The organism is uncultured Psychrosphaera sp., assembly GCF_947500655.1.
Classification (GTDB): Bacteria; Pseudomonadota; Gammaproteobacteria; order Enterobacterales; family Alteromonadaceae; genus Psychrosphaera.
Map to the genome: position 1 here is coordinate 38,537 of NZ_CANMSK010000003.1, position 22,564 is coordinate 61,100.

The window sequence follows — 22,564 nt, forward strand, 5'->3', positions numbered from 1 at the left end:
TCACCTACTAATAGTACATTCATGAATAAGCTTTATTTAAAAACCTGATCCTCCTGCATAATCTAAATTAAACAGACAATATTTCATTCAAAAATGAGTACTCTGTAAATAAAATAATTTATAAAAAATGATGGCTATTTTTAACATCTGATATAAATTACATTATTATATTACTTCACACTGACAGATATGGAGATTTATTGTGCGATTTATCAAGACCTTACTGATAACGCTAACTTTTTTATTGCCACAAGTTCAAGCTGAGTCATTACCCGATTGGTTTGTAAATCCTCCTGGCGATAGTATGCAATGGTTCTATTCAGTTGGTATGGGGGAAACTAAACAACAAGCTCAACAAAATGCACTGGAAGAATTAAGTGCGCGTTTACAAGTGACTGTAGACACAAATACACAGCAGTTTGTTGAAGCTAAAGATGGAAATACTGAATTATACTTAGAAGCTGACACTCTTTTATCTACCACAGGCTTAATCTTTACTAATATAGAAATGGTTAAGTCTTCACAATATAATAATGAGATTATTCAGTTAGTTAAAATAGACAGACAAGCTTTTTTCCAACAGCAGCATGACTCACTTAAACAACAGTTATCTAACTTTTTACCTGGGCCTGAAGGATTAATTAAAAAAACATTAAAACCTACTCTAGCTAAACTTATCCAATACAATCAAATAAAAAGTAATATTAGTAAAAAAATATCTTTATTAGATTCTTATGCATTTAACATTATGGATTTAGAAGTATTAACGACTAAGTTACAGCTATTAGCTCAATCCATATCCCGTACAGTGGGTTACAAAATTGTAATGGCAAACGTAGATGAAGCCAATGCCACCGACATTAAATTTTCAATTATTAAACAACTACAAACCATAGGGATCACATCAGACCAAAAAGAACATACACTTAGTGTCGTTTTTGCAGGTATTAACCAAGAACAAACCACAACTGAGTTCCACTTTGCCATCAAGATGTCTGCAGAGTTAATCTATTTACTTGATGATTCTATTATTTACCAATTCCCAATGACAGCAACCGTTTTCAACCAAAGTGCTAAATTAGCTGAGCAACAAGCACTAGAGTCAATTCAAGTACAGCTGGGTAGTTATTAATGAAAGTCATTCCAATCATAACTTTATTGACGACTTTATTGTTATTTGGTTGTGCTATAAATATAAAAGATGGCGATGATATTCAATTTAACAAACATAAAATCGTTAGTGAATTTGTCGCTAAATCATTACCACGAGAAGAGCGTTTAAAGCGCATCAGTAGCGACATTCAAAAAGTAGGTTTTAAACGAATTAGAGTTTCTGGTGTCTTTGATACATTCAGCGATAGTGCGTTAAGTATTTTTAAACATCAGAACAATATTATGACCGAGCATAAAACTATGCTCGACAACCACAGAGATGTATTGTCATTTTTAATGGCGAATAAAGGCAAAGACAAATCTCAGTTGGCGCAGGCTATTAACGATTTTGATAAGTCAGCAAAAAACGAACGAGAAAAGATCGGACCTAAGATCAAAGAATACGAAAGAGCATCGCAAAAAATATCAGATGAAAATACTAAGCTAACCGCTTTGATCACAGCTCAGACATTAAAGTTAGCCCATATTATTTATTCACAAGGCGATGACTTACTCGGTGTTCAAGGCATACAAATGTTATTTAATGCGAGTAAAGTAAGTGAAGCTTATAATTTAGCCGAAATACGTTTGCATTTAGCTAAGGTTGCCAATGAATTTATTAACGACGAAAAAGCCATTATTGATATTGCAAAACAATTACAATCATTGCAAGACGCTGATTAACAGGAAATAAACAGATGAAGTTATTAACAACTACAAGTACTTTAATTTTTGTAATGACCATTGTTGGTTGTACTAGCTCTGCAAAAATAAAATATCCAGAACAACAGACAAACTTAACTGACGCACAAGCTCTGAATTCGAAAATAATCGTCGCTAAATCTGCTTACGAGTTTGAAGATAAAGACATAGAAGTACCAAGCAATTTTAATGTACAAGGGATCGACAACTGTACGTTTGACATTAATAATGAATCTGATGACTGTCCACTGAAAAAGCCAATAATCCGAGTTTACTTTGACGGAAATAACAGTACTAGCCAACAAAAAGAAGAGAAGAAAGTACTAGAGTCTTTAAACAATAAAAAATTAGGCTTAATGTTTGAAAGCCAATTAGCTGGATTAAATCGCTTTCGAGTTGTAACACAAGACGACATAACGTCTCAAGAAGTTGCATCACAAATAAGAGAACAGTCGGCAAAAACAGTTGCAAGCGTTATGAAAGACAACCGAACATTGCGCCCAGACTACATATTAAAGATAGACACAATCAAAACAGCCGACCGTTTTTATGCGGAATACAACGGCATGGCTCAATATGCAGTAGAGCTAACGGTTAGTGTTATCGACCCATTTACCAAAGAGAAATTATCTTATCCAAACATAGGTAAAATTCGTATTGATGGTATTGATGTTAAACCAAAGCATGAATTAGTGTACACAGAAGTAAATGGTAAGTATTACACCGGATTTGATTATACAAACCCTGAAAATATTAATGCAGTATTTAGCAAAATTGCTTCAAAAGCTTTTGATGTAATGTTATCTAGAATGTTAACGGAAATGCCAGTATCTACCCAAGTTACAGGTTTACGAGGCGACCAAATCACCTTAGATAGAGGCCGTAACGCTGGAGTCTTAACTGACGATACTTTTATTTTGTTTAAATATGATGGCGGTTTTGTTGATCCAATCGCTGTAGCCATTGCCAAGCCGTCTTCTGAAAGCTCAATTGCTAAAATAGTAAAATGGAAAAAAACGGATATCGCTGACGATTTAAAGAAAAAGGCAGCTAAAGGTATTTATCGACCAACTCGTGGCGAGCAAATTTTTGCAGTTTCAATTGGCCTTCCTAGCTCATATTTAAAAACAAAAATGTAATTTGATAAGTTGAACATTATGAAAAAAGTACTGTTATTCGTTTTATCTATATTTGCGGTATCTACTTATGCCGATACCAGCGACATTAAATTTGATTATCAAAAAAGTGAAAAGACACTAACAGTATCTGGCGATCTCTGTACTTATGGAAAAAGGTCGAAACAAAAATTACCTGAAGCAGTTATCGATAATATTCATAACTATGTGAAGGATTATAATAAAGACTTCATTGAGCAGATTAGAAATATAAAAACAGGCATGTTTGGCCGCCGTCTCAATACAGCTGAATTAGCCATAATGTATCAACTGAATGATAAACACTTAAATATGGATTATTACTTTGAAGGCAATAACGCCTGTGTGACTTATCAGGCGATTGTAACGCTAGATTTTACTAACGATGACAGTACTTACTTTGACTTTGATCAGCCTGATACCTGGACGTTTCTAGCCAAAAGCAATGACTTATTTCAAATCAATAACGCAATTAAATCGGTTTATCCAAGCATAACAATAACAAAGCAAGACTTACCGCAAAACGAACAATCTGCACTAATTGTTTTATCTAAGGTGAGTGGATCATTTTCGTTATATAAATTTGATGCTAAAAAATTCAACCAAATAAAACTACTGGCCTTAAATAGCGTATTCGTTAATGCTCCTGAGCCCTACAAATCAGCAATGGAACAATACTTAACCAGCTACCAATTTAATATTGCAGAAGACGTAAAAGATACTAATTGGTATCTACACATCACGCCAAAGCAAATATCAGAAGGGATTTCATTTAGAGTCAGTTATCAATCTAAAACTTCAGTGAATAAAGTAGTGAAGAACGATCCATATATTTTACCTACACTACCAACGAGTAACGATGACGAATTAAAAGATGTCATCTTATTACATTTAGAAATGATGGAATTTGTTCAGTTATTAGAAAGTCCTTAACGCTTAGTAAAACATTAACATTTACCAATGAATTTACTAACTGAAAACAAAAAACGGATTATATGAATAATCCGTTTTTTGTTAACGCTCCACTAACAACACTGCAAATTACTAAATCATTGGTTAATTACTTTCCAGTCAGGCCCATAATATTTCTCAGTTATTTGATCTAATGTACCGTTATTTATCATGGTTTGTACCGCGCTATTCAACAAAGGTATTTTATCTGTATGCTTAGATTTTTTAGATAATTGCACCCACTGCTCTTTTTCACCGAGATTGAGTTTTTTACTGAAGTCGACCTTCTCTAAACCATTATTAATTCTTAATATATAATGCAGTACAAATGCCGATCCAGCCATTGCGTCTACACGGTCGTGTATTAGCATTTTTATTACTTGTTTATATTGGTTAACTTCCATGATTGCAAGTTCAGAGTCGTTGTCGAACCTTTCACTTAAATGGATACCTCGTCTAACTGCAATAGAGATACCTTTTAAATCATCATAGCTATTTACTTCTATTAGCTTTCTAGTAATAACTGCGACCTTAACAGCCCGAATTTTAGCCACGTAATCCACCATATAACTACGTGATTCAGATTTGAATACTATGCCACCATCATGTTTCCCCATCTCGAGACCCTGCCATATTCTTGGGTAAGGCATCAAAAGTGTATTAATACACAAACCCGAATTCTTTGCGATAGCGTTAATAATATCAACCTGAACACCAGTAAGTTGGCCCTCATCATTTACAAAACCCAACGGCTCACTATGGATCACATGAAAGTTTAAACAGTCACTTTTACTAATAGCTAAGCTTGGATATAGAAATATAATAAAAGTAAATGCGTGGGAAAGTTTTACCATACAAGCGACCTAAAGGTTTGTTATGAAATAAGAATTATTTTATTACTGTAAGAGTTTATTAGAGTATATGCAGTGATGGATAAATAAACAAAATATAGTTGGAAGTGATTTTGAAATTAATGATGGTCAGATGAGTATGGTGTCCCCACCAGGACTCGAACCTGGAGCAGCAGCTTAGGAGGCCGCAGTTTTATCCTGTTAAACTATAGGGACACATAAGTAATTATACCGAATTAAAACTCCGAGTGAAGTTTAATGTGTCCCTATTATCTAATATATTCTCGGCTTAATTAACGATTAATTAGCCTCTTTTAATAATGAAACCTGCTCTTGTTCAAAAACAGCGGCTATTGGTGTTAACTGCTCTGACTCAGCATCGCCTAACTCAGTAACATAGCTCATTAAACAACTACTACGTTTAGTTATTGCTTTGGCTAATGACTTACCATCTTCTGATTTAATTAATACCGTATCACCAGTATTAAATTCGCCGTTTACGCTAAGCAATTGATCACTAGTAATATCTTCAATGCCTTCTAAAACAGTTTGCTCACCTGATTTATTAACTACAAACTCACCTTGTGAACGAGTCGTATGTTTTAGCCAATGGGTTTTGTCACTCATTGGGGTTTTAGACGCTAAGAATATAGTTCCAGGGTTTTCATCTCTTAATAACGCTGGGAATACATCAGGTTTTTCACCGTTGATTATATAAGTTGTTATACCATGGGCGATGGCTTTTTCTGCTGACTCAACTTTTGTTGCCATGCCGCCCGTTCCAACATCGTTAGTAGCAGACATATCGATATTTTTTAGATGTGCGGTAATCGATTCTACAATTGGTATCAATTTGGCACTCTCGTCAATTCTTGGATTGCCAGTATACAAACCATCAACATCAGTGCATAGCACTAAGCCATCGGCATTAACCGCTGCAGAAACAATTGCAGCTAAGTTATCATTATCACCTACTTTTAATTCATCAGTGGTGATGGTGTCGTTTTCATTAACAATCGGCAATATCCCATGGCTTAAGGCTTTATCAATTGTAGCTGATACGCTTTGATAACGTTCGGTATCGGCTAAATCACCATGAGTTAATAATATTTGGCAGGTTGGAAAATCAAACAATCTGTCCCAAGTACTTACCATGTCAGATTGTCCTGCAGCAGCCATTGCTTTTTTCATTGCGATTGAATCACAATTTGCTTTAGGAAAGTATTGTCTGCCAGCAGCTATAGAGCCTGATGAGACTAAAACAACTTCAATGCCACGAGCACGGCATTCAATAATAAACTGAGCGATAGGGAATAACTTGTGAGGGCTGCAGCCTTTTCCGTCTGGTGCAATTAATGCGCTGCCAACTTTTAAAACAATTCGTTCGAAATTTGAAAATAAAACCATAAATCCAATATATAAATAATGAAGGTTGATGCTTAGTATACTAACCATTAAATTAATTTCAACTTCAGATAAGGAATAAGATAATCATTATTTATAACAAAATATGATTATATTTTAATCCAACCCGCCTAATTATTGAATATTAGCTCCAATAATTTAATTACTGCACTAATCATTTTTTTATTATTATTTATTATTTCGTTCTTAGAAATGAATAAAGTTGCAATTGTAAGGTAATACAGTTGGGTACATAAGTAGTCTAGATTAAGACTACTTTAGATAATAGTAAACGGTGTAAGGTGCGGGGGAAACTTAGGAAAAATTAAGGCTTATGGATTGAATCAATTTCACCAATTTTTAACATAGGTGCTGCATCTAACTCTTCTGCATTCATCATACTAGCAATACGCTGAACACTTGATAATAAGAGTGTTTGTTCCCATCCTTCGATGTTCTCAAATTTTTCAATAAAACTTTCTTCCATCGCTCTAGGTGCATCATTTAATGTCATGACACCTTGCTCTGTAAGATACAAAGACACTTTTCTGCGGTCAATACTGTCACGCTTTCTAACCAACAATTGTTTGATTTCCAATCGATCTAAGATGCTAGTAACGGTAGCTTGAGATAAATTAATACTGTCTGAAACTTGTTTTGAGGTTAAGCCTGGGGCTGCAAGGACTTCTTGCAAAACTAATAATTGGGGACCTGTGATCCCCACAGCTTTACTTAACTTTTTTGAACGTAAGTCAATTGCTCTGATTATTTGTCGAATTGACACAAACAATTCTTCATATTTTTCCAATACTATTCACCCACCTAAATAAAAGGGTGAACTTTACCCCTGTTGACTAAGCAAATCAAACAGGGATATAACGAGTTAATACGTTTTTTTATGAATTAACCACAGTTTCTTTTTTTTGTCCGCATAATTGTCTTTGCTTTTCTACTTCTGGACATTGCCATTTATCGCCTGGATTAGGCACTCTCATCCATTTAGCAATTAACCAAATAGACCAATACACCATAAAGCCGGCCAGTATAGAGTCACTCAGAAAGTGTCCTCCTTGGATCACTCGGATCATCCCAACTGCAGAGCCAATACCTAAACCAATGTAGAACCATTTTCTCGATCCAAACAACCAGCCTAAGATCATAAAATAAAAACCCATTGCGGCATGCCCACTAACAAAAGAACAATTGCGTTCGCACTGATCTGAAATAACCCAAGCTGGAGAAAAGGTTTTATCACCACCAAATTCAACAACCGTTCGAGGGCGAGCTCTGTCCCAACTATCTTTAAATACATTATGTACAATAATACCTGGGCCAATTAACAAGGTTACTAATGCAAACCAGCATAGATGCCTACGAATTTTACAATAATCAGATTTAAAACCTAATAATAAGAAAACCAGCATCACAGGTAATAATACTTTAGGTAAATGTTTAAAAACATCGTAAGTTATTTGTACTAATGCCGTTTCATGTAAATAAAAACCATCTTTTTCATCATAAAATAGATTTGATGCCCATAAGTCGATTTCAGGTACTAAGTAAAATAATAATGAAACGGCAACAAATACTAGAAAAGCAATCCAAGTCTTTGTATTACTTTTGTTTTTAATCTCTACGTCTAGTGACTTTTCAGTAGTCGTACTGGAATTCATGTTCAGCAATCCTTTAAAAAATTTGTCTTATTGTATGTTTCTTTGCGTAACCTGCAACAAAATATTGAACACTAATCAAAATTTAGGGGAATCCCTTTGCTACTTGACCTAAATATTCTGTATAATCGCCAGTCCATTAATGGTGGCTATTTTTTAACCACTCGTTATTATTAAATTTGAGCCACGGGTACACCAATAATATGCAATCTCAATTGTCTGCTTTGACAAAATCAAATAAGCCACCACAAGCTACCGTTATCTCGGAAAAGAAGTTATGGGATTACCCTAAGTATTGGGCGGAATGTTTTGGGCCTGCGCCTTTTTTACCAACTACACGAGAAGAGATGGATCAACTCGGTTGGGACAGCTGTGATGTTATTATTGTTACCGGTGATGCCTATGTAGACCATCCTAGCTTTGGTATGGCTGTTATTGGCAGAATGCTAGAATCTCAAGGTTTTAGGGTTGGTATTATTGACCAACCAGATTGGCATTCAAAAGATGACTTTCAAAAGCTAGGCAAACCAAACTTATACTTTGGTGTTGCAGCGGGCAACATGGACTCCATGATCAACCGTTACACAGCCGACAGAAAATTGAGACACGATGATGCGTATACACCAGACAATATTGGTGGCAAACGTCCAGACCGTGCTGTAACTGTCTATTCTCAACGCTGTCGTGAAGCCTATAAAGGTGTTCCAATCGTCATCGGCGGTATTGAGGCTAGCTTACGCCGTATTAGCCATTATGATTATTGGTCGGACAAAGTTCGTCGTTCTGTACTTGTAGATTCAAAAGCCGATATGTTGATATTTGGTAATGCGGAACGTCCACTTGTTGAAATCACACACAGAATTTCTCGTGGTGAAGACATCAAAGAGATTAAAGATGTTCGCGGTACTGCGATCATGGTGAAAAACGCATTAGAAGACTGGCAAGGTATAGATTCAACCCATATTGATAAGCCAGGTATTATCGATCCGATAATGAATCCTTACCAAGAATATGACGCCAATACTTGTTCCAATAAAGACCAAGCGATTGAAGATAGTGCCGTTGATCCAAGTGCAAACGCAAATGGCGGCAGCCAAGCTATTGTAGTCCAACCATATAACCGAGTTAAAGATAAAACTCAGTTACGTCGTCCTTGGGATCGTGTTTATATAAAATTACCAGCTTATGAAGTGGTTTCTAAAAACCAAACTTTATATGCACACACCAACCGTATTTTACACCAAGAAACTAACCCAGGTTGTGCTAAAGCATTAATGCAACGTCATGGTGATAGAAGTATTTGGATTAACCCTCCTGCATTTCCTCTGGAAACAGAAGAAATGGATTTTGTATTTGGTATGCCTTATGCGCGTATTCCACATCCAAAATACGAAGGCAAAAAAATCCCTGCTTACGACATGATAAAAACCTCAGTTAATATTATGCGTGGTTGCTACGGTGGTTGTACGTTCTGCTCTATTACAGAGCATGAAGGTCGTATTATTCAAAGTCGTTCTGAAGATTCAATTATTCAAGAAATTGAACAAATTCGTGATGTGGTTCCTGGTTTTACCGGTGTTATTTCTGACTTAGGTGGCCCTACAGCAAACATGTATATGTTGCGTTGTCAGTCAGCCAAAGCAGAAGCTACGTGTCGTCGTGCATCTTGTGTTTATCCAGATATTTGTAAACACATGGACACAGATCACGAACCAACCATTAAGTTGTATCAACGAGCGCGTGAATTAAAAGGCATAAAGAAAGTATTAATCGCCTCTGGTGTTCGTTATGACTTAGCGATACAAGACCCACGTTATGTTAAAGAATTAGTAACGCATCACGTTGGCGGTTATTTAAAAATTGCACCTGAGCATACCGAAGAAGGTCCATTATCTAAGATGATGAAACCGGGTATGGGCAGTTACCACAAGTTTAAAGAGTTGTTTGAGAAGTACTCTAAAGAAGCGGGTAAAGAACAGTATTTAATACCTTACTTTATTGCAGCACATCCAGGTACTACAACCAAAGATATGATCAACTTAGCCTTGTGGTTGAAAGAAAATAAATTCCGTTTAGACCAAGTACAAAACTTTTATCCGTCGCCAATGGCTACGGCGACAACTATGTATCACACAGAAATCGATACATTGCATAAAGTTAAGAAGACTAATGAAACCGTTGCGATACCTCGTGGTGAAAAAGAGCGTAGATTGCATAAAGCGATTTTACGTTACCACGACTCTAAAAACTGGAAGATGATCCGCCATGCATTAAAAGACATGGGATTAGCTAAACTTATTGGTCACGGCATACATCATTTAGTACCGCCAGCATCTGAGAACGAAGAACGTTTAGGTAATCGTCGTCCAGGCGCTAAGAATGGCCCACAAGGCAAAGGACAACGTGCGTTATCTCGTCATACTGGTTTAGGGCAATTCAAACCTGGTGTTAAATCAGACAAAAATTCGTCAGATAAAAAACCGGCTACCAGTAGTAAATCGACAGGTAATTCTAAACCTAGCAGTAATAATAAACCGACGAATAATAAACCGTCGAGTAAAAATTCAAATGGTTCTGGCGCTAAAAAGTCAGGCAATAAACCAGGCAATAGAAGCCGCATAAGGTAATTAAAATGTCAGACGTAAAACAAGAATTTTTTGCAGAAATCCAAGCAACACAAATGCTTTGGGCACTACAAGACAAAGACAACGAAGGTTGGGTTATAGTAGACTCAGCAAACTTTGAGGATGCTGAAAGTATGCCTTTATGGTCAACTGAAAGCATGGCACAAAAAAGCTGTACAGACGATTGGGCTGACTATAAGCCAACTCAAATCTCAGTAGCTGACTGGTTAGAGTTCTGGTTTGAAGACTTATCAGAAGATAACATGATAATTGGTCTAGATTGGCAAGAAGAACAAGAATGTGTTGAGTTAGAATTAGGCGATTTCACTAAAGAAATTGCAGATATTGAAAAGTTAGCATAACTTTTAAAACACTTTCAGTAGTCTATTTTTATACAATAGAGTCCTACAAAAAAGCGCTAACGATTTATCGTCAGCGCTTTTTTGTATCTGTTATTTATAACCAGAGCTATTTATATAAAGGCAAAGCTAATCGCTAATAGTAGTCGACTCTTTTTATGGTTCTTGAACGATTACTAACTTTATACAACTCGTGCACTAATTTCATATCCAGTTCTAATTCAGTCGCATAAGTGCCACCTACAGGATAAACCTTAACGATTTTAGCACCACGGATCACTCCTGAAACTTTAGAGCGTAACTTATCATCCGATGATACTAAGTTTTTCACTTCTGATTTACCTTGTATCTGCTGGCCATAAACTTGTTCAGTTAATTCACGATAAGCATCTAATTTTGATGCACGCATAGCCATAATGTTTTTTATTTCAATGCTATCGCCAGGTTGAGCTTCAATTGGCGCATAACCAATAGCCCTAAGCACTGGAAAATTTTCAGGCTCTTCGTATTCCCAAGCAACATGTTTGTCCAGCAACATACCGCAACCAGATAAAATAAAGGCAAATAATATTGTTACACTTGGTACTAATTTTGATTTAATAAAATTCATTAAGACAATTCTCTGGTTATTACTTATGAGTATTTGGCATTTATGCATTCAATAATTGCGCCAATCATAACTAACGCAATCAAGCCACCTTAAGTTATTATTTTATATGTGTTTTTTTCAAATAACTCTTTGGCGTAGTTTTTGCTTTTCTAACCTGCAAAGCTATTATTGTTGGCTAGTGACAATTTATTGTCATATGTGTTTTAAATTGAATAGCCATAGCAAACAATTAATTTTAATTATTTATCATTTAGTGAATATCAATATGCTTAATAACATCGCCATCATCAAGATCTGTTTAACCTTAGCGTTTATGCTAAATATCACTACTGTTAATGCACAGTGGTATGAAGCTAGTGGACAAGCGAAAGTACGTAACGGTGATTATAAAAGTGCTAAAAACAGAGCATTACAAGATGCCGTAAAGCAAGCTATGTTATTTTCTGGTGCTAATGTATCTAGTGTGCAAAAGATATCACAGGGGTTATTAGTTGACGACCAACTCCAAGTTCAAGCGCTTGGTATAGTTGATAAGATTGAAATTGTAGAAGAAAGTCAAAGTGGTGATATGTTCACTATCACTGTACGCGCGGATATATTTGCAGAAAATGAACAATGTCACGCATCAGAATTCAGTAAAAAATTAGCAATAACACAATTTCCAATTCAGCATTGGGCTGATGCAAATATTGGTAATTTATACCCGTTAGAAAAAGAAATCCCAAGGAAATTCCAAACCTTGCTAAAAAATGAAGCCAATGGAATATACCCAGTAGCTTGGCTAGATAAAAAATTAAACGTGAATAACGACTTTGAACAACAAGGTCAAATGCGTCATGAACTTATTGATGCTGTTGCCAATAGCGCCAATACACAATTTGTTTTATTTGGACGTATTACAGACCTTTCATTTGGCGATGAAACCAACAATTATAAATTTTGGCAAGATGATCAATTTGAGCGTTATTTCGCTTTAGATATCTTAGTTGCCAATGCATTTACCCATGAAGTTTTATATCAAAACAAATTTGATACATCGGCTAACTGGAATACCCCAAAAAATAAACAAGTAAGTGTTACCAGCCAAAAGTTTTGGGATGATAGTTATGGCACCGCCATCGAAAATTTATTGGCGGATGTGCGTAACGACTTAGTGGCGGTATTCAGTTGCCAACAATTACAAAGTAAAATCATGACCATTAGAGACGGTGGACAAATTCAATTGAATATTGGCCGAGATCAAGGGGTTAATATTGGACAAGAGTATCGTGTTTCATATCAATCAAATGATTTAGATAATAATGGAAACTCATTAACTAACTTTATTATTAGCCCATACAGAGTAAGGATCACTCAAGTTTATCAAAACAGCGCTATCGCCGAGAGTTTAGATGCCGCCTTTATGAATAACGTACAAGTAAATGATGTAATTGAGTTAAAAGATTGGGATAACGCTTGGTAAATAGAATTATTTTTACTTTTATCTCTTTCTTACTTGAATGATCTGTTGGTGTGTCTGTATATTAAGTGCATCAAGCGTAATGTTTAATTGAAGGATTAATATGTCTATTGAAGCACTTGCAAGTATTAGCGGAATTGATACCAAACAGGGTTTAACCAACTGTATGGATGATGAAGATTTATATATGTCAATTATAGGCATGTATATGGAGCAATTAGTTGAAAACTTGCCACAGTTAGCTCAAGCATACTCAGAGCAAAACTGGATAGAAATAGGAAAACTAGCTCATTCTATTAAAGGGGCTTCAGCAAGTATTGGAGCATTTGAAATTCAAGCAATTTCAGCAGTAATAGAAAAAGCGGCAAAGCATGATGAAGTATCAATTATCACTGACAATTTTGAATCATTCATTTCTTTATTAAATACCACATCTAGTGCTTTAAAACAGAGCCTATAAAATAGATTCTGTTTGCAGTTCTTCTGACTTTATATCTTCTGAGCTTACGGGTGTAATTTCGTTTTCTAATTCAGATTCAGGCTTTTGTCCTGCTAACGCAAATAAATCAAATTCCTCTGGTGTATCGCTGATCAAAACCTTATCGCCATTGTCTAGCATTTGATACACCATTTCGATATCTGGATTACGCAGTCTAATACATCCGTGTGTTGTACGTCCGCCAATTGAATTAGGGTTTGATGTACCGTGTAAAAAATATGAATTGCCAAAGTGCATAGCATAATTCCCCATGGTTCCACGTGAACAACGTTCGCCTTTCGCTATTTTATTCTTATATTCGCCAGACATTTTAGGCGGAATACACCAATTAATTCCATCGGGATCAAATAATTGAAACTCAACTTCAAACTCGCCCTCTGGTGTGTAGTAACATTTACCACCTTTCTCTTCAGGCAAACAACGATCAAAACCAAGCGCAACCGGCGTACGCATTAATTTTTCTTTTTTACCATCAACAACTTCATACACTGATAATTCAAAGCGCTTTTTATCGATAATCGCAAATCGTTTACTGCCCGATTTACGTTCATATTTCAGTGGTTTAGTGCGGTCTTGGTATTGAGCTGATTTTTTTATCCAAACTGGCTTATCTAGCGCTTGCCAAGAATTTTCAGTGACATAACCTGTGGCTTTAATTATATATCGGTCTTCTGAAGCTGAAGTGAAGACAGTGTCTTTTTTCCAAATCGCCGTTTTAGCCGGCTCAGCTTCAATTGATTTGCTATCAACAGCATCAATACCAACTGATTGAGTCTGCAATGCGCTTTCAATTTCGTTTGAAGGGTCTTCGGCTTCACTTGAGCTATCTGGTTTTACCGTTTGTGGATTATAAAAATAAACTTTAGTATCAGCTAGTAACTTATATCTTTTAGCATCTACACCTACTGTATGAAGTGCGCGATACACGACAGTTTTTGCAGAATTATCTTTATAAGGAATACGCAGTTTTAATGGCTCAGATTTCTTAATAAATAGATCAGTTTCCAGAGGCTGCCATTGCCCTTTAGGGAAGTGCCCTGAAATAGTGATCCATTCATCAGATTCAGAGTCTGAGGTAAACAGTGTTCTTTTATCCCACTGTTCAACAATAGCTCCATTTGGTGAATCTAATACAGCCACACTATCTAAAGTTAAATAGGTTTTTGCCGCCCAAGTTATTGGACTCATTAACACCATAGCTAAATATAAAAACGATACTACAAACTTCACTTATCTTTCCTTTATTGTGCTCAATACTTTGAGACAAGGTATCTAAAATTTAAACCACCTTGTCTATTATACATTCATATAAGGAATATTAATAATTTCAATTAGTGGCAAAAAAAAATTCTATATAAACAAAATGTTAATTGCTTATACAAGCACTCTAGGTCAGGATAATAAAATGAATCCCTTTTATCCTTAACTTGAGATTATCATTATGAAAATAACAAAACCTTTTAAGCTACTACTTATACTATGCTCATTCTTATCGTTAACTTCAGTCCATGCCAATGATGAAAGTTACTTTGTTGGTGAAATCATCCAAGAAGACATTCTAACTAATTTCTCAAACTTTTCTCAACATAGTAACGATATAGACTATTCAAAATCAGACCTAAGCATATTAAAAAATCTGGATGCTGATATTCAGATAAAAGTGTTTTTTGGTCAGTGGTGCCACGACAGCGTCCGTGAAGTACCGCGAGTTATTAACCTATTAGGACAAGTGAACAATCCAAATATCAAACCTTGGTTTTATGCATTAGATACCAGTAAGTCAGATCCATTATTGTTAGCTGAAAAACATAATGTATTAAAAACCCCAACCATTATTGTATATAAAGACGGTGTTGAATTGGGACGAATATTAGAAGTTCCTGAACAAGACTGGGCAACTGACATTAGTGCTTTGTTCAAAACAAAATAGAAATATAAAGCCGCATACAAAAACGCCTTCATTATGAAGGCGTTTTACTTTTTAACACTAAGTGTTTAGTTCGCTATTTTCTTTAGCTAAACCTATTTTTATTCTTCGTCAGCCTGCTCTGCATTAGCAACAGGTTTCATGTGAGGGAATAAAATTACATCTTTAATTGTTGGCGAGTCAGTAAATAACATCACTAAACGGTCGATGCCAATACCTTCACCAGCTGTTGGCGGTAAACCAAATTCTAATGCTTGAATGTAATCTTCATCAAAGTGCATTGCTTCATCATCACCAGCGTCTTTCTCTTCAACTTGTTTAGAGAAACGCTCAGCCTGATCCGCTGCATCATTTAACTCAGAGAAACCATTTGCAAGTTCACGGCCTCCAACAAAGAATTCAAAACGGTCAGTAACAAAACTATTCTCATCGTTACGACGTGCTAATGGAGAAACTTCCCATGGATACGCAGTGATGAATGTAGGCTGGTCTAATAACTCTTCCGCTGTTGCTTCAAAGATTTCACACAAGTACTTGCCTGCGCCCCAAATCCCGTCGACTTCAGGCTCTTTAATGTGAAGTGCTTTAGCCATCGCTTTCAATGTCGCCAAGTTATTTTCTGGGTCTTGAATAGCCGTTTTCCATTCTGGATTGGCTGTTGCTTCTGGGTAATATTTTAATACTGCATCAGACATAGTTAAGCGAGTAAACGGCTGACCAAAGTCGTATTCTTTAGTTTCTACTACATTACCGTCTGTATCTTTAACTGTGTTGGTGATCACAGCTGAACCTAAAATGTCATTCGCTAATGTGCGTAACATCTCTTCTGTGATGTCCATTAGGTCTTTGTAATCCGCATACGCTTGGTAGAATTCAATCATAGTGAACTCTGGATTATGACGAGTTGATAATCCTTCATTACGGAAGTTTCGGTTAATTTCGAACACTCGTTCAAAACCACCAACAACTAAACGCTTTAAATAAAGTTCAGGTGCGATACGTAAATACATATCACGGCTCATTGCATTATGATGTGTCACAAATGGTTTTGCTGATGCGCCACCAGGGATAACTTGTAACATCGGCGTCTCAACTTCCATATAATTACGGTCAGTTAAGAAACGACGAATGCCATCAACTATTTTAGAGCGAATAAAGAAAGTATTACGTGTATCTTGATTAGTGATCAAATCCACATAACGTTGACGATACTTAGCTTCCTGGTCTGTTAAACCATGGAATTTTTCTGGTAATGGACGTAATGATTTAGTTAATAACTCATACTCAGCCATATCTACATATAAATCGCCTTTACCTGACTTATTAAGAGGGCCTGTAACACCGATAATGTCACCAATATCTAATACACCGTACTTTTCTTTTAATACTTTTTGCGTGTCTTTAGATGCATAAGCTTGAATTCGGCCAGACATATCTTGTAGTAATAAGAACGGACCACGTTTCGCCATAATACGACCAGCGATAGAAACAACCGTGTGTGATTCAATCAATTCTTCTTTTGATTTTTGACCAAATTCTTTTTGTAAGTCTTCTGCATAATGTTCACGACGGAACTTATTTGGGTGACCATTGGCACTACAGTTAACGCGGATTGCGTCTAATTTAGCACGACGCTCTGCTATCAATTTGTTTTCGTCTTGAATTTGGTCAGTCATATTATTCTCTAATTACTTTCATCTACTTTGTTAAGCTTTGGCAATTTAATTCAAATGCATAGCTCAACTACAATTTTATTTTTACCAGTTTATCGTTTTACTATAAACCAGATTTCAAACTAGCTTCTATAAACTTATCTAAATCACCGTCTAATACCGCTTGAGTATTACGATTTTCAATACCTGTTCTCAAATCTTTAATGCGCGAGTCATCTAATACGTATGAACGTATTTGGCTGCCCCAGCCTATGTCAGATTTTGAATCTTCTGCTACTTGTTTTTCAGCGTTTTGTTTTAGCATTTCCAATTCATAAAGTTTCGCTTTTAGCTGCTTCATGGCTTGGTCTTTATTCTTATGTTGCGAACGTTCATTCTGACACTGAACAACCGTATTGGTTGGAACGTGTGTAATACGTACCGCTGAATCTGTAGTATTTACGTGTTGGCCACCGGCACCTGATGCCCGGTAAGTATCGATTTTTAAATCAGAGGTGTTAATCTCAATGTCTATATTGTCATCCACTTCTGGATATACAAACGCAGAAGCAAATGATGTGTGACGTTTGCCACTTGAATCAAATGGAGATTTACGCACTAAGCGATGTACACCCGTTTCTGTTCGACACCAGCCAAATGCATATTCACCTGAAAAACGAATTGTTGCACCTTTAATACCAGCAACATCGCCGGCGGTAACTTCAATCAATTCTGTTTTAAAGCCTTTAGCTTCGCCCCAACGTAAATACATGCGTAATAACATATTACACCAGTCTTGCGCTTCTGTGCCGCCGGAACCTGATTGTAAATCTATATATGCGTTACTTGCATCTTGTTCGCCAGAGAACATACGGCGAAATTCTAATAATTCTAATTTTGCAACTAATTCAGCTAATTCAGATTGCGCTTCTTCAAACGTATCTTCATCTTCGGCTTCTTGTGCTAGTTCAACTAAACCTTCAACGTCTTCTGTTCCCAAATCAAGCTGATCAATCGTGTCGACTATCGCTTCTAACGTTGACTTCTCTTTTCCAAGCTTTTGCGCTCGATCTGGATCGTTCCATACATCTGGATTTTCAAGCTCGCCTGTAACCTCTTCTAGTAACTCTCTTTTGTTATCGTAGTCAAAGGTACCCCCGAAGCACATCGGTACGAGTGCGGATATCGGCGATTTGGTTTAATACAGGATTCACTTCAAACATGTTTAGAAATTCTTACTTTTGAGTGTTGAACAAAAATGAGGCGGGATTGTAACAAATCTTACAGCCGAAAGTCAGCTATAAAGTGCCGTTACCGCCAAATTTTACGTTAGTTGTTTAATTTTATTCACAACGGGTGCATTTGCATCGGGAAAGGTCAGCTTTATTAAATCGTTCTGAGTAAACCATTCAACTTGCTGCCCTTCAACACCTTGCTCTTTACCACTGAAATTAGTGACAAGTTGAAAGTGTAAATTAACGTGCTTTTCTGGATATTCAAAACTTAGCGACATAAAAGCTGACTGTTCAATTACATCAATATTTAACTCTTCTTTTAATTCACGAGATAATGCTTGTTCTGTACTTTCACCGTCTTCTATTTTTCCACCAGGAAACTCCCATTTTCCACCTTGATGTTGATGATCCAGACGTTTGCTCAATAAAAATAAGCCATCAACATAAATAACCGCAGCAGCAACATTAATTGTTTTCTTCATTTCACTTTTCACTTTAAAGGCGTTTGTAGCAATTTATTTTAGTCATAAAAAAAGGCGGGATATCCGCCTTTTTTCGTTAGTAACAATACTTAGGCCTAATAAATTAGGATAACTTACCGTGACATTGTTTATATTTCTTACCTGAACCACAAGGGCATGGATCGTTACGACCAACTTTAGCTTGGTTTCTGATCATTGAATCTTTCTGTTCTTGCTCAGATAATTGATCTGATGACTCATGTTGATATTCTTTTTGAGCTGCATCGGCCTTACGGCGTTGCTCTTCAACGGCATCTACGTCTTCTTCAGTTCGGACTTGCACACGGCATAACACATTAGTTACTTCAGATTTTAATAATTCCAACATAGTAGAGAATAATTCAAACGACTCACGTTTGTATTCTTGCTTTGGATTTTTCTGGGCATAACCACGTAAATGAATACCTTGGCGTAAATGGTCCATTGACGCTAAATGTTCTTTCCAGTGCTGATCTAAGCTCTGTAGCATTATAGATTTTTCAAAGTGACGTAAAACATCTTTGCCAACTAATGCTTCTTTTGCATTATACATATCGTCAATGCTTTCGCTGATACGTTGTTTTAATGTTTCTTCATGTAGTTTTTCGTCTTCTTCTATCCATTTACGGATTGGTAAGTCGACTGACATATCACTTTTAAGGCGATCTTCTAATCCTTCAAGATCCCACATTTCGTCTAACGACTGAGGTGGAATGTATTGGTCTAGAACTGTTGCCACTACGTCTTGACGGATACCAGAAATAACTTCACCGATATCACCTTCTTCTAACAACATATCACGTTGTGAGTAGATAACTTTACGTTGGTCATTAGCAACGTCATCATATTCTAATAACTGTTTACGGATATCAAAGTTACGCGCTTCAACTTTACGTTGAGCGTTTTCAATTGCTTTGTTTACCCAAGGATGTTCAATAGCTTCGCCATCTTCCATCCCTAAACGACGCATCATGTTAGTAACACGTTCAGATGCGAATAAACGCATTAAGGTATCTTCCATTGAAAGATAGAAACGTGAGCTACCAGCATCACCTTGACGACCAGAACGACCACGTAATTGGTTATCTATACGACGAGATTCATGACGCTCAGTACCAATGATGTGTAATCCACCAGCGGCTAATACAGCATCATGACGTTTCTGCCATTCTGATTTAAGATGCTCAACTTGTTGTTCAGTTGGGTTTTTAAGACGAGCTGCTTCAGCCTGCCAATTACCACCTAATACGATATCGGTACCACGACCGGCCATATTAGTTGCGATAGTTACCGTACCTGAAGTACCTGCATCTTCAATGATTTGCGCTTCTTTCTCATGCTGTTTCGCATTAAGTACGCTGTGTTTGATCTTTTCTTTCTTAAGGAAAGAAGATAACAATTCTGAAGATTCAATTGACGCCGTACCAACCAAAACTGGCTGTCCACGTTTTTGACAATCCTTAATGTCTTCAATGATTGCTTTGTATTTTTCTAACTGAGTTAGGTAAACCAAATCAGTCATGTCATTACGAACCATAGGACGGTTAGTTGGTACAACAACCGTATCTAGTCCGTAAATTTGTTGGAATTCAAATGCTTCTGTATCAGCAGTACCTGTCATGCCAGACAATTTGTCGTACATACGGAAAAAGTTCTGGAATGTAATAGAAGCTAAAGTTTGATTCTCGTTCTGAATTTTTACACCTTCTTTTGCTTCAACAGCTTGATGTAAACCTTCTGACCAACGACGACCTTCCATTGTACGGCCTGTATGCTCGTCAATGATAACAATTTGGTCATCTTGAACTATGTAATCAATGTCTTTTTGATACATTAAATGCGCACGCAATGCTGCATATACATTGTGTAATAACGGAATATTAGTGGCTGAATATAAAGATTCACCTTCAGCGACTATGCCACGTTCTAATAAAATTTCTTCTACGCGAACCTGCCCTCTTTCTGTTAAATAAATTTGTTTTGATTTCTCATCAGCGGTGAAATCACCATCGCCTTCAACACCTTCTTCATCGTCCTTTTCTTGTTTTTCAAGTAAAGGTACGATTTCATTTATTTTAAGGTACATTTCTGAGCCATCTTCAGCAGGACCAGAAATAATCAAAGGGGTACGAGCTTCATCAATTAAGATTGAGTCAACTTCATCGATAATAGCAAATGGGCGGCTACGTTGAACACGTTCGCTGCTTTCAAACGCCATATTGTCGCGTAAGTAGTCAAAACCAAATTCGTTATTGGTTCCGTAAGTAATATCTGCGTTGTAAGCAACTTTTTTGGCATCATGTGCCATACCTGCAGTATTACAACCAACACTCATATCCAAAAATTCAAATAATGGGCGGTTAGTTTCAGCATCACGAGTTGCTAGGTAATCATTCACGGTAATAACATGAACGCCATCACCCGTTAATGAATTTAAGTAAGCTGGTAAAGTAGCGGTAAGCGTTTTACCTTCACCCGTTCTCATTTCTGCAATGGAACCACGATTCAATACCATGCCGCCAACTAGCTGCATGTCAAAATGACGCATTCCAAAAACACGTTTACTGGCTTCGCGCACAGTGGCAAATGCTTCTGGTAATAAATCATCTAATGTTTCGTTTTCTGCTAAACGCGCTTTAAATTCTGCGGTCTTCGCTTTTAATTCTTGATCTGTAAGGCTTTCGAATTGAGGCTCTAAAGCATTAACTGTTTGAACCGTTTTATTTAATTGTTTAAGCGTGCGTTGGTTTCTGCTACCAAACATCTTTGTAAGTAATGATGAGATCATGGTTTTAGCTTTTTACTTTTAATTATTCTAAAAATAAACAATCGGCCAAAGGGCCGATTGCAACATGTTGATTAAATATCGTCTAATTAATCGTCAATCGGCTTTCCGATAGACATAAGGTAATGGATCTATTCGCTTACCGTTTTTTATTACTTCGTAATGAACATGTGGTCCTGTAGACCTACCTGTACTGCCCATTAATGCAATCTTTTGTCCTTTGGTTACTATGTCACCCGCATTTACTAATAAGGCTTTGTTGTGTCCGTATCGAGTGATAATACCATCACCGTGATCTACTTCCACTAAGTTACCATAACCAAATCGACTGTCGGCCCAAGTTACAACACCAGAACCAGTCACAACAACAGCCCCGCCATCTTCACCAGCAAAATCCAAACCTTTATGAGTGGCTGGCATACCGGTAAACGGGTCTTTTCTTACACCAAAATATGAGGATAACCAACCGCGTGTAATTGGTCTCCCAGATATAAATATCTCGTCTTCTATATGGGTATTCATCAAGATAGATTCAAGTACAGCCATCTTTCTTTCTTGCCCATCTAACTTAATCAACATTTCATCCATCTCACTGAATAAAGTTTCAGCATTTGCAGTTACATCTTCAGCATTGGTTGTCAAAGGACCGCCAGTTGCTGCCAATGTAGCAAAATTAAATTCATCATCAGGGATTTCAGACTGTTGCGCTAAACGAGAGGCAAATGCATCTAATCGATTTACTTGGCCTTTTATTTCGCCAAGTTTTAACGTTAATGCGCTTAATTGATGTTGAGTTTGATTTTTTAGACGAATAAGCAGCTCTTTTTCATCGCTGTATTCTTTTTGCGCGACACTTAGTTGTTCGCGTACATGATTAGTATCATCTGTGTGACCAATTGCACCACGCACAAGCCATATCGTGAGCAATGTTAAAACCAAGGCAACAGAAAGCCACTGAGCCTTTAACATTCTCGTTTTAAAGCTTACATTTTTTCCTCTATAAATAAGTGTTAAACTCATTCACTACTAC

General features: G+C 36.6%; 20 protein-coding genes and 1 tRNA gene. 9 read left to right on the top strand and 12 right to left on the bottom strand.

Features of this window, described 5'->3' with window-relative positions; all coding sequences use genetic code 11:
- The first annotated feature begins 202 nt into the window (after positions 1-202).
- From Q0940_RS03635 to Q0940_RS03650, 4 genes are read left to right on the top strand one after another with little or no spacing between them, the layout of a single operon-like run.
- Positions 203-1,132 (top strand): LPP20 family lipoprotein, encoded by a 930-nt coding sequence (locus Q0940_RS03635; protein WP_299264103.1) that lies wholly within the window; start codon positions 203-205, stop codon positions 1,130-1,132.
- Positions 1,132-1,836: a hypothetical protein gene (locus Q0940_RS03640; protein WP_299264106.1), complete on the top strand. Its 705-nt coding sequence runs from the start codon at positions 1,132-1,134 to the stop codon at positions 1,834-1,836. Before Q0940_RS03635 ends, Q0940_RS03640 begins: the two co-directional genes overlap by 1 nt.
- 14 nt (positions 1,837-1,850) lie before the next feature.
- Positions 1,851-2,993 (top strand): hypothetical protein, encoded by a 1,143-nt coding sequence (locus Q0940_RS03645; protein ID WP_299264108.1) that lies wholly within the window; start codon positions 1,851-1,853, stop codon positions 2,991-2,993.
- Between the two features lie 18 nt (positions 2,994-3,011).
- The gene (locus Q0940_RS03650) at positions 3,012-3,941 is read left to right on the top strand and encodes a hypothetical protein (protein WP_299264113.1); all 930 of its coding nucleotides are present in this window, start codon (positions 3,012-3,014) and stop codon (positions 3,939-3,941) included.
- A 116-nt stretch (positions 3,942-4,057) separates the two neighbouring features.
- Here the strand turns inward: Q0940_RS03650 and Q0940_RS03655 are convergent, their stop codons facing one another.
- From Q0940_RS03655 to Q0940_RS03675, 5 genes are all read right to left on the bottom strand, one after another.
- Positions 4,058-4,813 (bottom strand): transporter substrate-binding domain-containing protein, encoded by a 756-nt coding sequence (locus Q0940_RS03655; protein WP_299264118.1) that lies wholly within the window; start codon positions 4,811-4,813, stop codon positions 4,058-4,060.
- A 137-nt stretch (positions 4,814-4,950) separates the two neighbouring features.
- Positions 4,951-5,026, bottom strand: a tRNA-Arg gene (locus Q0940_RS03660).
- Between the two features lie 84 nt (positions 5,027-5,110).
- A complete protein-coding gene (proB, locus tag Q0940_RS03665; RefSeq protein WP_299264121.1) occupies positions 5,111-6,217 on the bottom strand; it encodes a glutamate 5-kinase in 1,107 nt (368 codons plus the stop codon).
- A 322-nt stretch (positions 6,218-6,539) separates the two neighbouring features.
- Complete coding sequence (locus Q0940_RS03670; protein ID WP_299264125.1) at positions 6,540-7,022, bottom strand: MarR family transcriptional regulator; 483 nt, start codon at positions 7,020-7,022, stop codon at positions 6,540-6,542.
- 88 nt (positions 7,023-7,110) lie between these two features.
- Entirely contained in the window at positions 7,111-7,887 is a 777-nt protein-coding gene (locus tag Q0940_RS03675; protein ID WP_299264129.1) for a phosphatase PAP2 family protein, read from the bottom strand.
- Between the two features lie 200 nt (positions 7,888-8,087).
- On the opposite strand from Q0940_RS03675, the gene Q0940_RS03680 reads away from it, so the two are divergent.
- Both Q0940_RS03680 and Q0940_RS03685 read left to right on the top strand, forming a co-directional pair.
- Positions 8,088-10,511, top strand: coding sequence for a YgiQ family radical SAM protein (locus Q0940_RS03680; protein WP_299264132.1), 2,424 nt, complete (start codon positions 8,088-8,090; stop codon positions 10,509-10,511).
- Positions 10,512-10,516: 5 nt separating this feature from the next.
- On the top strand, positions 10,517-10,870 hold the full coding sequence (locus Q0940_RS03685; protein WP_299264135.1) for a DUF2750 domain-containing protein: 354 nt from the start codon (positions 10,517-10,519) through the stop codon (positions 10,868-10,870).
- 133 nt (positions 10,871-11,003) lie between these two features.
- Here the strand turns inward: Q0940_RS03685 and Q0940_RS03690 are convergent, their stop codons facing one another.
- Positions 11,004-11,477 (bottom strand): LPP20 family lipoprotein, encoded by a 474-nt coding sequence (locus tag Q0940_RS03690; RefSeq protein ID WP_299264138.1) that lies wholly within the window; start codon positions 11,475-11,477, stop codon positions 11,004-11,006.
- 265 nt (positions 11,478-11,742) lie between these two features.
- Here Q0940_RS03690 and Q0940_RS03695 point away from each other — a divergent pair, with 265 nt between their 5' ends.
- Positions 11,743-12,939: a flagellar assembly protein T N-terminal domain-containing protein gene (locus tag Q0940_RS03695; RefSeq protein WP_299264141.1), complete on the top strand. Its 1,197-nt coding sequence runs from the start codon at positions 11,743-11,745 to the stop codon at positions 12,937-12,939.
- Between the two features lie 100 nt (positions 12,940-13,039).
- Positions 13,040-13,396, top strand: a complete 357-nt coding sequence (locus tag Q0940_RS03700) for an Hpt domain-containing protein (RefSeq protein WP_299264144.1) — start codon at positions 13,040-13,042, stop codon at positions 13,394-13,396.
- Here Q0940_RS03700 and Q0940_RS03705 read toward each other — a convergent pair.
- Entirely contained in the window at positions 13,391-14,665 is a 1,275-nt protein-coding gene (locus Q0940_RS03705) for a L,D-transpeptidase (protein WP_299264147.1), read from the bottom strand. The two genes, Q0940_RS03700 and Q0940_RS03705, sit on opposite strands and share 6 nt — an antisense overlap.
- Positions 14,666-14,876: 211 nt before the next feature.
- Between Q0940_RS03705 and Q0940_RS03710 the strand changes: the two genes are divergently transcribed.
- Positions 14,877-15,365, top strand: coding sequence for a thioredoxin family protein (locus Q0940_RS03710; protein ID WP_299264150.1), 489 nt, complete (start codon positions 14,877-14,879; stop codon positions 15,363-15,365).
- 98 nt (positions 15,366-15,463) lie between these two features.
- Here the strand turns inward: Q0940_RS03710 and lysS are convergent, their stop codons facing one another.
- From lysS to Q0940_RS03735, 5 genes are all read right to left on the bottom strand, one after another.
- On the bottom strand, positions 15,464-17,038 hold the full coding sequence (gene lysS, locus Q0940_RS03715) for a lysine--tRNA ligase (protein WP_299264153.1): 1,575 nt from the start codon (positions 17,036-17,038) through the stop codon (positions 15,464-15,466).
- Positions 17,039-17,138: 100 nt separating this feature from the next.
- A protein-coding gene (gene prfB / locus Q0940_RS03720; protein ID WP_299264156.1) for a peptide chain release factor 2 occupies positions 17,139-18,237 on the bottom strand; the annotation gives its coding sequence in 2 pieces (ribosomal slippage) (positions 17,139-18,161 and positions 18,163-18,237; 1,098 coding nt in all).
- A 101-nt stretch (positions 18,238-18,338) separates the two neighbouring features.
- A complete protein-coding gene (gene mutT, locus Q0940_RS03725; protein WP_299264159.1) occupies positions 18,339-18,731 on the bottom strand; it encodes an 8-oxo-dGTP diphosphatase MutT in 393 nt (130 codons plus the stop codon).
- A gap of 103 nt (positions 18,732-18,834) precedes the next feature.
- Positions 18,835-21,537: a preprotein translocase subunit SecA gene (gene secA / locus Q0940_RS03730; RefSeq protein WP_299264162.1), complete on the bottom strand. Its 2,703-nt coding sequence runs from the start codon at positions 21,535-21,537 to the stop codon at positions 18,835-18,837.
- A gap of 93 nt (positions 21,538-21,630) precedes the next feature.
- Positions 21,631-22,554: a M23 family metallopeptidase gene (locus tag Q0940_RS03735; RefSeq protein ID WP_299264165.1), complete on the bottom strand. Its 924-nt coding sequence runs from the start codon at positions 22,552-22,554 to the stop codon at positions 21,631-21,633.
- Between the last annotated feature and the right edge of the window lie 10 nt (positions 22,555-22,564).